This window comes from Pseudomonas sp. TH10, from assembly GCF_016651255.1.
Classification (GTDB): Bacteria; Pseudomonadota; Gammaproteobacteria; order Pseudomonadales; family Pseudomonadaceae; genus Aquipseudomonas.
Map to the genome: position 1 here is coordinate 1 of NZ_JAEKEG010000045.1, position 14281 is coordinate 14281.

Annotated in this window: 12 protein-coding genes and 1 pseudogene; 11 read left to right on the forward strand and 2 right to left on the reverse strand. The window is 60.8% G+C overall.

Annotation, left to right across the window (positions count from 1 at the left end; genetic code table 11):
* The coding region (locus JFT80_RS06975) for a mechanosensitive ion channel family protein (RefSeq protein WP_201147366.1) at nucleotides 1-1113 on the forward strand (1113 nt) is incomplete at its 5' end.
* Between the two features lie 72 nt (nucleotides 1114-1185).
* Here JFT80_RS06975 and JFT80_RS06980 read toward each other — a convergent pair.
* Nucleotides 1186-2109, reverse strand: coding sequence for a helix-turn-helix domain-containing protein (locus JFT80_RS06980; protein WP_201147367.1), 924 nt, complete (start codon nucleotides 2107-2109; stop codon nucleotides 1186-1188).
* Between the two features lie 162 nt (nucleotides 2110-2271).
* Between JFT80_RS06980 and JFT80_RS06985 the strand changes: the two genes are divergently transcribed.
* From JFT80_RS06985 to JFT80_RS07015, 7 genes and pseudogenes are all read left to right on the forward strand, one after another.
* The gene (locus tag JFT80_RS06985) at nucleotides 2272-3630 is read left to right on the forward strand and encodes a glutamine synthetase family protein (protein ID WP_201147368.1); all 1359 of its coding nucleotides are present in this window, start codon (nucleotides 2272-2274) and stop codon (nucleotides 3628-3630) included.
* A gap of 174 nt (nucleotides 3631-3804) precedes the next feature.
* Nucleotides 3805-4893 carry a polyamine ABC transporter substrate-binding protein gene (locus JFT80_RS06990; protein ID WP_201147369.1) on the forward strand — a complete coding sequence of 363 codons (1089 nt, stop codon included), beginning with the start codon at nucleotides 3805-3807 and terminating at the stop codon, nucleotides 4891-4893.
* Nucleotides 4890-6191 (forward strand): FAD-binding oxidoreductase, encoded by a 1302-nt coding sequence (locus JFT80_RS06995; protein ID WP_201147370.1) that lies wholly within the window; start codon nucleotides 4890-4892, stop codon nucleotides 6189-6191. The genes JFT80_RS06990 and JFT80_RS06995 overlap by 4 nt, the downstream gene beginning before the upstream one ends.
* A 265-nt stretch (nucleotides 6192-6456) precedes the next feature.
* Nucleotides 6457-7053, forward strand: a complete 597-nt coding sequence (locus tag JFT80_RS07000) for a paraquat-inducible protein A (protein ID WP_201147371.1) — start codon at nucleotides 6457-6459, stop codon at nucleotides 7051-7053.
* Nucleotides 7050-7706, forward strand: coding sequence for a paraquat-inducible protein A (locus JFT80_RS07005; RefSeq protein ID WP_201147372.1), 657 nt, complete (start codon nucleotides 7050-7052; stop codon nucleotides 7704-7706). The genes JFT80_RS07000 and JFT80_RS07005 overlap by 4 nt, the downstream gene beginning before the upstream one ends.
* Nucleotides 7687-9341 (forward strand): annotated as a pseudogene (locus JFT80_RS07010) (intermembrane transport protein PqiB). Before JFT80_RS07005 ends, JFT80_RS07010 begins: the two are co-directional and overlap by 20 nt.
* A 17-nt stretch (nucleotides 9342-9358) precedes the next feature.
* A complete protein-coding gene (locus JFT80_RS07015) occupies nucleotides 9359-9916 on the forward strand; it encodes a membrane integrity-associated transporter subunit PqiC (protein ID WP_201147373.1) in 558 nt (185 codons plus the stop codon).
* A gap of 123 nt (nucleotides 9917-10039) precedes the next feature.
* Here JFT80_RS07015 and xerC read toward each other — a convergent pair whose 3' ends face one another.
* Entirely contained in the window at nucleotides 10040-10891 is an 852-nt protein-coding gene (xerC, locus tag JFT80_RS07020; RefSeq protein ID WP_242482821.1) for a tyrosine-type recombinase/integrase, read from the reverse strand.
* Between the two features lie 426 nt (nucleotides 10892-11317).
* Here xerC and JFT80_RS07025 point away from each other — a divergent pair, with 426 nt between their 5' ends.
* The 3 genes from JFT80_RS07025 to JFT80_RS07035 all read left to right on the forward strand — a co-directional run.
* Nucleotides 11318-12028, forward strand: coding sequence for an HPP family protein (locus JFT80_RS07025; protein WP_201147375.1), 711 nt, complete (start codon nucleotides 11318-11320; stop codon nucleotides 12026-12028).
* Between the two features lie 142 nt (nucleotides 12029-12170).
* Nucleotides 12171-13277, forward strand: a complete 1107-nt coding sequence (locus tag JFT80_RS07030) for an enoyl-CoA hydratase/isomerase family protein (RefSeq protein ID WP_201147376.1) — start codon at nucleotides 12171-12173, stop codon at nucleotides 13275-13277.
* A 3-nt stretch (nucleotides 13278-13280) separates the two neighbouring features.
* Nucleotides 13281-14281 (forward strand): acyl-CoA dehydrogenase family protein (locus JFT80_RS07035; RefSeq protein ID WP_201147377.1); only part of this gene is annotated, 1001 nt, incomplete at its 3' end.

Below are 14281 nucleotides of genomic sequence, written 5' to 3' on the forward strand. Positions count from 1 at the left end.
TTCGCCCTGCTGATCGGTTACGTATCCCTGGCACGCTTCATCACCTATGAGCTGGTCTGGGGCTTCCTCATCCTCTGCGGTTTCTACCTGCTCATCCAGCTGCTCAAGGACAGCTGTGAATACCTGTTCTCCGCCAAGAGCCCGAGCGGCAAGGCGCTCAAACAATTGCTCGGCATCGGTGACACTCGCCTCGAGCAGATTTCCATCGTGCTGTCCGGTGTGGGCCGCGCCGCGTTGCTGTTACTGGCGATCATTTCCATGTTCGTCGGTGGCGTCGGCGTCACGCTGGGGCAATTGTTCAGCCAAGTGGTGGCCATCCTCGGTGGCGACGGCTTGCGCAAACTCAATGTGGTTCCGGCTCATTTGCTCAACGCGGTGCTGGCGCTGCTGATCGGCATCTACCTGATCCGCTCGCTGCGCCGCTGGCTGGATAACGAGTTCCTGCCCAAGACCAATATGGATCCGGGCATGTGCGCGTCGCTCAGCACGCTATTTGCCAACATCGGCTACGCGCTGGTGATTCTGCTGACGCTGTCGTCCCTGGGTATCCAGTGGACCAACCTGGCGTGGATCGTCAGTGCGCTGTCAGTGGGGATCGGTTTTGGTTTGCAGGAGATCGTCAAGAACTTCGTCTCGGGCCTGATTCTGCTGACTGAGCGACCAGTGAAGGTCGGCGACTTGATCAGCATCAGCGGCGTCGAGGGCGACATCCGCCGGATCAACGTGCGCGCCACGGAAATCCAGCTCAGCGACCGCTCGATCGTGATCGTGCCGAACTCGCAACTGATCTCGCAGAACCTGCGCAATGTGACCCTGGGCGGCAGCGCGCAGGGGGTGGCCAGCCTGGAGCTGACCTTTCCGCTGGACATTGACCCCGAGCAAGTCAAGAACCTGCTGTACGACACCTACTGCGAGCACGAAACCATTCTCGACAAGCCTGCGCCGATGGTGCGCTTCAGCAAGCTCAGCCCCGAGGGCATCACGCTGACGGTGACGGGCTACGTTAGCAGCCCGAGGATCGTCGGCGCTACCAAGAGTGATCTGTTGTTCGAGATACTGAAGCGGTTAGGCGCGGCGGGAATCGCGTTGGCCACACCTGCGCCGACAGTCTGATCGGGCTAAAGATACGCCTGCGAAAAATAGCGGGAGCGAGCGCCCTCGCCACAGGCGTTGGCAGACACAGGATCATCCAGTTACGCGGTGGTTACGGCCACTTCGCTTGAGCGTCTCGCTCGGCAATTCCTTGAACAACGCACGGTAGCTGCTGGAAAACCGCCCCAGATGCCAGAACGACCACTTCATCGCGACCTCGGCCACGGTGGTGTCCATGGGGCTGCGCCCGAGCAGTTCGCGGTGCGCACTGTTCAGTCGGCGCAAGCGCAGCCAGTGGGTGGGCGTCATGCCGGTGTAGGCCTTGAACGCGTGCTGGACCTGGCGCAACGACACCCCGGCAACCTGGGCAAGTTGCAGCAGGTTGAGGGTTTCCTCAGGCGAGTCCGCTGCCCACTCACCAATGCGCTTCATCACCGCCCGTTCCTCGGTGCGGCGCTGCAGGCCACCGTGATCCAAGCACACGCTGGCATTGTCGAGCAGATAGAGGCAGTCCTCGAGCAACTGTTGGGTCAGGGCTTCCCTGCTGGGTGGATCGATTGTCTGTGTCAGCTGGGTCAAGGTGCTGCTGAGCCAGCGACTGAACAAGGCGTTCTGCCCTGAATTCAACGGCGCCAGGAACAGCCCCTCGAGCCTGGCAACGTCCAGGCCATGGCGTCGCACGAAGTCCGGGCCGAAGACCACGGCGATTTCCTGGTAGTTCTCCGGGGTGATCCAGATGTTGCGGCTCTCTTCATTGAGCAGGTACAGCGCGTTATCGCTGCGATCAAAACAGAACGCCAGCGCACCGGACGGCGCACTGAAATTCTGCTCGACCCGAGTGTTCATCTGCTCTTCATAAACCTCGACACCCTGCAAATCCAGATAGCGGATCTGCCCGGCGAAATGGCCTGGCGACATCTGTTGGTAATGCTGGACCCAGCCCGGTGTGGCACGGACCTGCTCGGCCACATCGGCGGTGTTGAATGCTTGAACCTGGAGCGGATTGCACGTTGTCATGGGGTGACCTTGCGCACTCTTTTGGTGCGCTTTGGTGCTGCTTAAAGTGGATAGATGGAACTGCAAGGCTCGCCCAAGATAGTCGTCAACGCGCCACAGGGGAAGGGGCGGAAGATGAAACCCGCCCTCCCCGGCGTCTATAAAACCAATAACGAGGTCTTTATGAATGCCCCTTTCGATCAGCTGTTCACGTGGCTGAAAGATCACAAGATTACCGAAGTTGAATGTGTGGTCAGCGACCTGACCGGCATTGCCCGCGGCAAGATCGCACCGACCAACAAGTTCCTGCATGAGCGAGGCATGCGCCTGCCGGAAAGTGTGCTGCTGCAAACGGTAACCGGGGATTTTGTCGACGACGACATCTACTACGACCTGCTCGACCCGGCCGACATCGACATGGTCTGCAAGCCAGTGGCTGACGCGGTCTACGTGATTCCATGGGCCATCGAGCCGACCGCCATCGTCATCCACGACACCTTTGACAAGTTCGGCAACCCGATCGAACTGTCGCCGCGCAACGTGCTGAAGAAAGTCTTGCAGCTGTACACCGACAAAGGCTGGAGGCCGATTGTTGCGCCGGAAATGGAGTTCTACCTGACCCAGCGCTGCGAAGACCCGGACTTGCCGCTCAAGGCACCACTGGGCCGTTCGGGCCGCGCCGAAAGTGGCCGACAGTCGTTCTCCATCGACGCCGCCAACGAATTCGATCCGCTGTTCGAAGACGTCTACGACTGGTGTGAACTGCAAGGCCTGGACCTGGACACACTGATCCACGAAGACGGCCCGGCGCAGATGGAGATCAACTTCCGTCACGGCGACGCGCTGGACCTGGCCGACCAGATCACCGTATTCAAGCGCACGCTGCGCGAAGCGGCGCTCAAGCACAACGTGGCGGCAACCTTCATGGCCAAGCCCATCGGCGATGAGCCCGGCAGCGCCATGCACATTCACCAGAGCGTGGTGGACATCAGCACCGGCCAGCCGATTTTCGTCGACGCCGACGGCAAGATGAGCGAGCTGTTCCTGCACTACATTGGCGGCCTGCAGAAGTACATCCCGAAAGTGCTGCCGATGTTCGCACCCAACGTCAACTCGTTCCGCCGCTTCCTGCCGGACACCTCAGCGCCGGTCAACGTCGAATGGGGCGAAGAGAACCGCACCGTCGGCCTGCGTGTGCCGACCTCGAGCCCGGAAGCCATGCGTGTCGAGAACCGCTTGCCGGGCGCCGATGCCAACCCGTACCTGGCCATCGCTGCGAGCCTGCTCTGCGGCTACATCGGCATGGTCGAAAAGATCGAGCCGAGTGCCGGGGTCGAGGGCCGTGCCTACGAACGCCGCAACCTGCGCTTGCCAATCACCATCGAAGAAGCACTGACGCAAATGGAAGAGTGCGAAACCGTCGCGCAATACCTGGGCGACAAGTTTGTGCGTGGCTACGTCGCGGTGAAACGCGCCGAGCATGAAAACTTCAAGCGCGTGATCAGCTCGTGGGAGCGTGAATTTCTGTTGTTCAGCGTTTAGGTATCAGGCGTCTGCGAAGGGCCCATCGCGAGCAGGCTCGCTCCCACAGGGGAGTGCATGCCATTCGTTCCCACTATGGAATGCGGTCAATTGTGGGAGTGAGCCTGCTCGCGATGAGGCAGCGAGAACACGACAGAAACACCTGAAAAATCCAATAACTCCAAGAGGTGTCGAATGCGTCTATTGAAATCCGTGGTCCCGGCAACGCTGGCCTTGCTGTTCAGCGCAGTGGCTCAGGCCCAGCCAACCGTGAGTGTCTACAACTGGACCGACTACATCGGCGAAACCACCCTCGCCGACTTCCAGGCCAAAACCGGGATCAAGGTGATCTACGACGTTTTCGACTCCAACGAAACCCTGGAAGGCAAACTCCTCGCCGGCCGCACCGGTTATGACGTGGTCGTGCCGTCCAACCACTTTCTCGCCCGTCAGGTGAAAGCCGGTGCGTTCCTCAAACTGGATCGCGAGCAACTGCCGAACTTCAAGAACCTCGATCCGAAGCTGCTCGAACTTCTGGAGAAAAACGATCCGGGCAACGCGCACTCGGTACCGTACCTGTGGGGCACTAACGGCATCGGCTACAACGTCGACAAGGTCAAGCAAGTGCTGGGCATTGATCACATCGATTCCTGGGCCGTGTTGTTCGAGCCTGAGAATCTGAAAAAGCTCACCCAGTGCGGCGTGTCGATGATGGACTCCGCCGACGAAGTGTTTCCCGCCGTGCTCAACTACATGGGCATGGACCCGCGCAGCGAAAACCCGGAAGACTATAAAAAGGCTGAAGCCAAGCTGCTGAGCATTCGCCCGTACATCACCTATTTCCATTCCTCGAAATACGTGTCGGACCTCGCCAACGGCGACATCTGCGTGGCCTTCGGGTATTCCGGCGACGTGTTCCAGGCCGCCAACCGCGCCAAGGAAGCCAAGAACGGCGTGAACATCGCCTACGCCATTCCGAAAGAAGGCGCCAACCTGTGGTTTGACCTGTTGGCCATCCCGGCCGACGCCAGCAACACCAAAGAAGCCCACGCCTTCATCAATTACCTGCTCGATCCACAGGTAATCGCCAAGGTCAGTGCGTCGGTCGGTTACGCCAACCCTAACCCGGCCGCCAAGCAGTACATGGATCAGGCGCTGGTCAACAATCCTGAGGTGTACCCACCTCAAGCAGTTCTCGACAAGCTCTACATTTCCACCACCCCGCCTCAAGCGATCATGCGTCTGATGACCCGGTCCTGGAGCAAAGTGAAGTCCAACAAATGAACCAGTACACCCAGGAACATGCGCACTCTTACTACGCCGCCACGGCCCGTGACCTGACGGCCTACCCGAGCCTGGCGACTGATCGGGTCGCTGACGTGTGTGTGATCGGCGGCGGTTTTACCGGGGTCAATACCGCGATAGAGCTGGCGCAGCGTGGGCTTTCGGTGATTCTGCTCGAAGCCCGGCGGATTGGCTGGGGCGCCAGTGGGCGCAATGGCGGGCAGTTGATTCGGGGGATCGGCCATGACGTCAGCGGGTTTGGCCGGTACATCGGAGCGGATGGCGTGCGTTATCTGGAGCGCGCCGCCACGGAATCGGTCGAACTGGTGGGCCAGCGCATTCGCGAGCACGCCATTGATTGCGACTTGCGCTGGGGCTTTTGCGAACTGGCCAACACCCAGGCGCAGTTCGCCGCATTCAAGGCCGAGCAGCAGCAACTGCAGACCAGTGGATACGCCCATGAAACCCGCCTGGTGGGGCCGCAGCAGATCCGCGAGGAAGTGGTGGACTCCGGCGTGTATGCCGGCGGCCTGGTGGACATGGGCTCGGGGCACCTGCATCCGCTCAACCTGATCCTTGGCGAAGCGCGCCTGGCTGCGTCCCTCGGCGTGCAGATCTTCGAGCAGAGCCCGGTGCTGGAGTTGATCCATGGCGATACCGTGCAGGTGCGTTGCGCGGGTGGCACGGTGCGCGCTGGCAGGCTGGTGCTGGCGTGCAACGCGCACCTGGATGAACTCGAACCCAAACTCAGTGGCAAGGTGTTGCCCGCCGGCAGCTACATCATTGCGACCGAGCCGCTGACGGCGGATGCCGCCAGTGCCTTGATCCCCCACAACCTGGCGTTGTGCGATCAAAAGGTCGGGCTGGATTATTACCGGCTTTCGGCAGACCGACGCCTGCTGTTTGGCGGTGCCTGTCATTACTCAGGCCGCGATCCGACGGACATTGGCGCCTATATGCGCCCGCAGATGCTCAAGGTGTTCCCGCAACTGGCGGATGTGCGCATCGACTACCAATGGGGCGGCAAGATCGGCATCAGCGCCAATCGCTTCCCCCAGGTCGGTCGCTTGGGCCAGCACCCGAATGTCTACTATGCCCAGGGATACTCCGGGCATGGGCTGAACGTGACCCACTGGTGCGCCAGGCTGCTGGGTGAAGCGATACATGCCGGACACAGCCAGGGCTTCGATGTTTTCAGCGCCGTGCCGCACATGACCTTCCCCGGCGGCCCGATGCTGCGCTCGCCGCTGCTGGCACTGGGGATGTTATGGTATCGGGTGCGCGAGATCCTGGGCTAAATCCGCCCTCGTAGGAGCTGCCGCAGGCTGCGATCTTTGATCTTGACTGCATGCATCCGCCCCCTCCCCGTAGGAGCTGCCGAAGGCTGCGATCTTTTGACCTTGACCCTAAATAAAGGCAAAGATCGCAGCCTTCGGCAGCTCCTACAGGGTTCATGCCTTCTGTCTTCTCATGGCTTTGATTCAATTTCGATTTGCTGATTCGCCACTCGCCTCTATATTGAGGAGGTGCTCTGCCTTTAAAGCCTCTTATTGAGCGCGACCCATGGCCTCGAACGACCAGCTGATCATCTGCGAGCATTGCGATTGCGTGTTTCAAAAAGCGACGCTCGCCAAACATCAGAAAACCCTGTGCTCACGTTGTGGCGGGGTGCTCCAGCGCTATAACGGCTTGACCATAGAGCAGCGCCTGGCGTTGAGCCTCACGGCGCTGGTGGTGTGGATCTTCACCAACTTCTACCCGGTAATGAGCATCAGCCTCAAGGGCTTGAAAAACAGTGCCACGCTCTGGGATTCGGTACTGGCCCTGAGCCAGGGACCCATCACCTTCATCGCCATGGTCGCAGCGATCGCCATGATCATCGCCCCGATCTTTCAACTGGTGTTGCTGGTCTGGGTACTGAGTTTCGCCCTCCGCTCGCAACGCGCACCGGGCTTCAAACTGTGCATGCGCTGGCTGGAAACCCTGCGGCCGTGGAGCATGCTCGAAGTGTGTCTGCTGGGGGCGATGGTGGCGGTGTTCAAACTCGCCGGCCTGCTCGACGTGTTGCCCGGCATCGGCCTGTTCGCATTGGCCGTGCTGAGCTTGATGATGATCCGCATTGCCGGTCGCGACATCCGTGACCTCTGGGACATTCTATGAAGCGACCACCGACTGCCAGCGAACTCAATCTGTGCCTGTGCCACAGTTGCGGACTGGCCTGCGACATGACGCATGAACCCCATGAGTGCGAACGCTGTGACGCGCCCTTGCACCGACGCAAGACCAACTCGATCACCCGGACCTGGGCTTACCTGCTGACCTCGCTGGTGTTCTACATTCCCGCCAACCTGTTGCCGGTCATGAACACAAAGATGGTCGGCAATGGCGCCGACAGCACGATCATGAGTGGCGTGCTGGAGTTCTGGGAAGCCGGTGCCTGGGACATCGCCCTGATCATCTTCATCGCCAGCATCGCGGTGCCGGGCATCAAGTTCGTGGCCCTGACGCTGCTGCTGGTGACCGTGCAGCGCAACAGCCTGTGGGCACGCAGGGAGCGCTCGAAAATGTATCGCTTCGTCGAGGTGATCGGCTACTGGTCGATGCTCGACGTCATCGTCGTGGCGCTGGTCGCCGCCCTGGTGAAGTTTCAGGCCCTGGCCGATATCGAGCCAAGGCCGGGTATTCTGTTTTTTGGCCTGGTGGTGGTGTTCACCATGCTGGCGGCGATGAGTTTCGACCCACGCCTGATCTGGAATGATTCGCGGGAAAAGCCGCATAACGAGGAGGTCATGGATGAAGTCGCAAGCCACTGACGGGCCCCAGCCCCCGGCCAGGCACCGATCAAGACCCGCAGGTTCAGTGTTTCCCTGGTGTGGATCGTGCCCATTGTTGCGGTACTGGTAGGTATTTCCCTGGTGGTGCACAGCATCCTGCAGCAAGGGCCGACCATCACCATCACGTTCAAGACGGGCGCTGGCCTAACGGCCAACAAGACCGAGGTCAAATACCGTAACGTGGTCATCGGCCATGTCTCGGAAGTCGAACTCAGTGACGACCAGAAGAGTGTCAATGCCACGATAAAACTGGCCAAGCAGGCGGAAAGCTTTACCCGTGAAGACTCGAAATTCTGGGTCGTGCGCCCGCGCATAGGAGCTGGCGGCGTGTCGGGTATCGATACCCTGCTGTCCGGCGATTACATCGGCGCTGATATCGGCCAGGCCAACACCCGGGCCAAGCGCTTCCAGGGCATGGAAAACCCGCCGCCGATCACCTACGGCGAACCGGGCAAGCGCTTTACCCTGCACACCCAGGACCTGGGCTCGCTGGACATCGGCTCGCCGGTCTACTACCGCAAGATCCCCGTCGGCCAGGTGGTGGCCTATGCCCTGGACGCCGATGGCAAAGGCGTGAACATCGACGTGTTCGTCCACTCGCCCAATGATGCCTATGTCACACAAAACACCCGGTTCTGGAACGCCAGCGGCATTGATGTGAGTGTCGGCGCCAATGGCTTTTCGCTCAAGACCGAGTCGTTGTCCTCGATACTGGTCGGCGGCATCGCCTTTCGCGCTCCTGAGTACAGCCCTGACGACAAACCTGCGGCAGAAGAATATGCCTATGAGCTTTTCCCGGATCAGCAGACCGCCCTCGCCCCGCCCAATGGCAAGGCGCAGTACCTGAGCCTGCGCTTCGATCAGGCGCTGCGAGGGCTCAAGGTCGGCGCCCCGGTGGAGTTCCTCGGTACGGAGTTCGGCAGAGTCGTTTCGGTCAACCTCGATTTCGATGCGCAGAAGCGCAGTTTTCCGGTGAATGTCGGCATCGTCATCTACCCGCAACGTCTCGGCACGGCCCATACCAAGATTCAAAAAGTGTTGAATCACGATTCCAACGACGAGGCCGCCGGAGTGCGCCTGATGGGCTCCTTCGTCGAGAACGGCCTGCGCGCCCAGGCCCGCAGTGGCAACCTGTTGACAGGGCAGCTGTACATTGCACTGGACTTCTATCCCAAGGCGCCAAAGGTCACGTTCGATGCGACTGCCCGCCCCGTCAGCATTCCAACCATTCCGGGCAGCCTGGAGGAGATTCAGGGCAAACTGGAGGCGATGGTCGACAAGATCAACAAACTGCCGATCGAACGAATCGCCAACAACCTCGATGCCAATCTGGTCGAGCTGCGCAAGGGCTTGACCCAGTTCAATGCCAAGACGTTGCCCGGCGTCCAGAGCACCCTGGCCGACGTCAGCAAGACCTTGCAGTCGGCCAACTCGACATTGGCCGAGGACTCGCCGCAACGTGAGCAACTGTCCGAAACCCTGGACGATCTGGGCCGTACCTCGCGTTCCTTGCGCGACCTGGCGGATTACCTGGGACGCCACCCCGAATCGCTGATTCGCGGACGTCCCAATAATGCCGCGCCTATCGACCTGCAAGGGCCGCCGAGCAAATGACCACAGGAGCATCACCCATGGCTTTTCCGCTGAAGATCACCCTGCTCGCCGCGCTGTCGTTGCTCGCCGCCTGCCGCAGTGATCCGATTCAGTTCCATACCTTGACCCCGGCGCAGTTGAACGCGAATTCGCAGTCCACGGCGCAGATACAGATCGAATCGCTGACGGTGCCGCCGCAGGTCGATCGTCCGCAGATCGTCGTGCGTCAGGGCAACACCGGGATCGCGATTCTTGAAACCCAATGGTGGGGCGCCAGCCTGGTGGATGAGTTAGGCGCGGCGTTGATCGACCAGATGGTGAACAGCAACCCCAGGCGCAATATCTCGGTGCGCCTTGAGGTGCAGCGGTTCGACTCGATTCCGGGTCAATATGGGCTGATCGACGTAAAATGGCGCCTGCGCGACGCAGGCTCCACTGACAAGGGCACCCTCACCTGCCGCAGCACCTTGAAGACCCCATCCGGGCCTTCGATTGATGACCTGGTTGATGCGCAGCAGAACAACGTCAAGCGTCTGGCCGCGCTGATCAGTCAGGGCGCAGGAAACCCGCAAAACACCTGCCCCACCAGCCTGTAAACACTGACAAGTACTGCGCCGGGTGTTGCCCCCACTGTATGTTCGTCACTGTTCAAGCGGGATATCAGGCTGCCAGAGAGTTCGTTCACGACCATCGCGAGCGAGCTCGCTCCTGCAACCGCATCACAAATCGAAACGATCCACCGCCCGCCGCCGCTCGTTGTCGTCACGCACATCGTAGTTGGCGGTCGTCTGGATATTGCTGTGGTGCGCCAGCTTCTGCGCGATAGACAGGTCGTGCTCCTCGATCACCCGGGTGATGAACGACCGGCGAAAATCGTGGGGCATGATCTTCACGCCGACCTGCGCGCCACGCTGGCGGGCAATGTAATAGATCGCGTGCTTGGTGATGCGCTCACGGGTGATATGGCTGCCGCGACGAATGCGGTTGAACAGAAACCCATCGTCACTCTCGCCTTCCTTGAGCTGCGAGCGACGCAGTTCCAGCCAGGCATCGAGTTTGGCGAAGGCCCAGGCGGGCGCGTACTTGATCAGTTGCTTGTTGCCCTTGCCAGTGACGGTCAGGCTGCGTTCGCGGAAGTCGACCTGATCCAGATCCAGGTCCACTGACTCCGACTTGCGCATCCCGGTGCCATACAGCAGCGCAATCACCGCAGCGTCGCGCAGCCCTTGCGGTCGCGGGTCAGCGGCGCAGACTTCCATCAGCTCGTGAATCAGCGTGCGCTTCAGATTGCGTCCTTGCGACAGGCGTGTCCCGGCAATGCCTTTCACCGAGCGCATCTTCAACAGGTGATCCTGACTGATCAGGCTCATGCGCCAGGCTTCGTTCATGACCCCGCGTACCGCGTTGACGTACAGCGATGAGGTGTTGGGCGCATAACCGTCCTCGCGCAGCGCTGCAACCAGCGCAACGACATCCTCGGGCTGTAATTGATGCCAGGGAATTTCCTCGACGTTCATGTCTTCGAAACCCAGGCGATCGGCGGCATCCTGCAGGACATAACGCATCGTCATTTGGCTGGAGGGTGCCAATCGCGCCAGGTAGACAGTGAGCGGATTAGCCTTGGAAGCGGGTAAGTCAGTCAAACGAAACGGCCTTGAGTGAAATCGGTGTCATTGAACAAAAAACAGCCATGAGCTGCCTTGCGGTAGTCAGGTGCGGGCTAAACCACAATCTCCATCAGCTGACGTGCCCCGGTGGGGCTCCCAACCCTGCCGGCCGGGGCTGCAAAAGTCAAATCAGCTGTCATTTAAAATGGGCAACGCTGCCATTTAATTCATAATTAATGCATTGAACCTGCATTAATATGAATTTGTCAGTGCCCGTATAGCGAGGCAAACTGTGCGCGTTCCTCCCCCAACAGTGGGAACGCTTTCAAGGGCTTACTGGGTTTCCAGCCGAGCCTTTTTTTCGCCTGCTTTTCACGGATCGTTTAATTCATGCTTGCTCGCTGGTTACCTGCCGCCATCAACACTCGCCCCACTGAATGGAGCCGCGCCGCGATTGGCATGGCCATAGGTACGATGTTCACCGTCTGGCTGTGCAGCCGGGTTTTCGGCGTCGAAGTGGCCCAACACCTGATCGGGCCGCTGGGGGCTTCGGCCGTGCTGCTGTTTGCCGTGTCATCCGGTGCCCTCGCCCAACCCTGGGCGATCCTGGGCGGCTACCTGAGCGCTGCAGTGGTGGCTCTGCTGGTAGCGCACGTGCTCGGTCGCACGTTGACCAGCGCATGCCTGGCGGCGGGCGTTGCGCTGATCCTGATGTGCTGGCTGCGTTGCCTGCACCCGCCCGCCGGCGCCCTGGCGCTGACCCTGGTGCTGGCCGACCCTGCGACCATCGCCCTGGACTGGCAAGCCCTGGGGCCCGTGATGCTCGGGGCTGCCACCCTGTTGTTGTGTGCCCTGCTCTACAACAACCTGACGCGCATCCGTTATCCCAAACGTGCAGGCGAGCCCCCGGTAGCAGTGCCCGCCGGTCCCGCCGTGGTCGACAGCCAGGCCATCACCGCGCAGGATTTGAAGCTGGCCCTGGCAGACCTGGAGGCCTTCTACGACGTCACGCCCGAAGACCTGGAGCAATTGATCCATGCCAGTGAAGTGCACGCCCGGCGGCGCAGCATTGGCGACGTGTTCACGGGACGGTCCGCGTAGTCAGGTTTCGTTCCCTGCATGCATATCTGCAGACTGGACCTGCAGATATCCCCGTTGTACACGACAAATTTGCACTGTTACGATCCGGTAACGCTCGCGCGCGAGCTTCTCGAATAAAGACAATAAAAGCAGGGAGTTACTGATGACAGCTCAGGCTTCATCCCCGCGGACACAGTCCATGGATGCCACGCAAGACGACGTGCTGGCCGAGGTTCGCAACCACATCGGTCACCTCACTCTCAACCGCCCCGCCGGCCTCAATGCCATTACCCTCGACATGGTGCGCCTGCTGCAACAACAGCTCGACGCCTGGGCGACTGACGCCAATGTCCACGCAGTAGTGCTGCGCGGTGCTGGCGAAAAAGCCTTCTGCGCCGGCGGCGATATTCGATCGCTGTACGACAGTTTCAAAAGCGGCGGCACGTTGCACGAAGATTTCTTTGTCGAGGAATACGCCCTCGACCTGACGATCCATCACTACCGCAAACCGGTGCTGGCGCTGATGGACGGTTTTGTCCTCGGCGGCGGCATGGGCCTGGTGCAAGGTGCCGATCTGCGCGTGGTCACCGAGAAGAGCCGGCTGGCGATGCCGGAAGTGGCCATCGGTTATTTCCCGGACGTCGGCGGCAGTTATTTCCTCTCGCGCATTCCCGGTGAACTGGGGATTTATCTGGGCGTCAGCGGCGTGCAGATTCGCGCAGCCGATGCTCTTTACTGCGGGCTGGCCGACTGGTACCTGGACAGCAATAAAATCGCCATCCTGGACGAGCAGCTTGATCAGATGGCATGGCACGACACCGCGCTCAAGGACCTGCAGGGCGTACTGGCCCGGCTCGCGGTGCAGCAACTGCCCGATGCGCCGTTGATTGCGCTGCGCCCGGCCATCGATCACTTCTTCGCCTTGCCCGACGTGCCGAGTATGGTTGAGCAACTGCGTGCCGTCACGGTGGCTGACAGCCACGACTGGGCGCTGGCGACGGCGGACCTGCTGGAGACGCGCTCGCCGCTGGCCATGGGGGTCACCCTGGAAATGCTGCGCCGTGGTCGCCACCTGAGTCTGGAAGACTGTTTTGCCCTTGAACTGCACCTGGACCGCCAGTGGTTCGAGCGTGGTGACCTGATCGAGGGCGTGCGCGCCTTGCTGATCGACAAAGACAAGACGCCACGCTGGAACCCTCCCACCTTGCAGGCGCTGGGCGCCGGGCATGTGGAGAGTTTCTTTGAAGGCTTCGACCGGAGCGGGAGCTGAGTCATGCACGATATCGAATTGAGCGAAGAACAAGTGATGATCCGCGACATGGCCCGGGATTTCGCCCGGGGTGAAATCGCGCCTCATGCCCAGGCCTGGGAAAAGGCCGGCTGGATTGATGACGCCCTGGTGGCGAAGATGGGCGAGCTCGGCCTGCTGGGCATGGTGGTACCCGAGGAATGGGGCGGCACCTATGTCGACTACGTGGCCTATGCGCTGGCGGTGGAGGAAATTTCCGCAGGTGACGGCGCCACCGGCGCCCTGATGAGCATCCACAATTCCGTCGGTTGCGGGCCCGTGCTGAACTTTGGCACCGAAGAACAGAAACAGGCCTGGTTGCCGGACCTGGCCAGCGGCAAAGCCATTGGCTGCTTCTGCCTGACCGAACCCCAGGCCGGGTCCGAAGCCCACAACTTGCGCACCCGCGCGGAACTGCGCGATGGCCAGTGGGTGATCAACGGCGCCAAGCAATTCGTCAGCAATGGCAAGCGCGCCAAATTGGCGATCGTGTTCGCCGTGACCGACCCGGACTTGGGCAAACGCGGAATTTCCGCCTTTCTGGTGCCAACCGATACCGCCGGTTTCATCGTAGATCGCACCGAACACAAGATGGGCATTCGCGCATCCGACACCTGCGCAGTCACCCTGAACAACTGCACCATCCCCGAAGCCAACCTGCTGGGGCAACGCGGCAAGGGCCTGGCCATCGCCCTGTCCAACCTTGAAGGTGGACGCATCGGCATCGCCGCCCAGGCGCTGGGCATCGCCCGCGCGGCATTTGAAGCAGCCCTGGACTACGCCCGTGGTCGGGTGCAGTTCGACAAGCCGATCATTGAGCACCAGAGCATTGCCAATCTGCTCGCCGACATGCATACCCGGCTGAACGCGGCGCGCCTGTTGATCCTGCACGCGGCGCGCCTGCGCAGCGCCGGCAAGCCTTGCCTGTCGGAGGCGTCACAAGCCAAGCTGTTCGCTTCGGAAATGGCCGAGAAGGTCTGCTCTTC

Bases quoted from the DNA above. Each gene is read 5' to 3' on its own strand.
- JFT80_RS06980 (WP_201147367.1), bottom strand. From the start codon at position 2,109: ATGACAACGTGCAATCCGCTCCAGGTTCAAGCATTCAACACCGCCGAT.
- JFT80_RS06985 (WP_201147368.1), top strand. From the start codon at position 2,272: ATGAATGCCCCTTTCGATCAGCTGTTCACGTGGCTGAAAGATCACAAG.
- JFT80_RS06990 (WP_201147369.1), top strand. From the start codon at position 3,805: ATGCGTCTATTGAAATCCGTGGTCCCGGCAACGCTGGCCTTGCTGTTC.
- JFT80_RS06995 (WP_201147370.1), top strand. From the start codon at position 4,890: ATGAACCAGTACACCCAGGAACATGCGCACTCTTACTACGCCGCCACG.
- JFT80_RS07000 (WP_201147371.1), top strand. From the start codon at position 6,457: ATGGCCTCGAACGACCAGCTGATCATCTGCGAGCATTGCGATTGCGTG.
- JFT80_RS07005 (WP_201147372.1), top strand. From the start codon at position 7,050: ATGAAGCGACCACCGACTGCCAGCGAACTCAATCTGTGCCTGTGCCAC.
- JFT80_RS07015 (WP_201147373.1), top strand. From the start codon at position 9,359: ATGGCTTTTCCGCTGAAGATCACCCTGCTCGCCGCGCTGTCGTTGCTC.
- xerC (WP_242482821.1), bottom strand. From the start codon at position 10,891: ATGACGATGCGTTATGTCCTGCAGGATGCCGCCGATCGCCTGGGTTTC.
- JFT80_RS07025 (WP_201147375.1), top strand. From the start codon at position 11,318: ATGCTTGCTCGCTGGTTACCTGCCGCCATCAACACTCGCCCCACTGAA.
- JFT80_RS07030 (WP_201147376.1), top strand. From the start codon at position 12,171: ATGACAGCTCAGGCTTCATCCCCGCGGACACAGTCCATGGATGCCACG.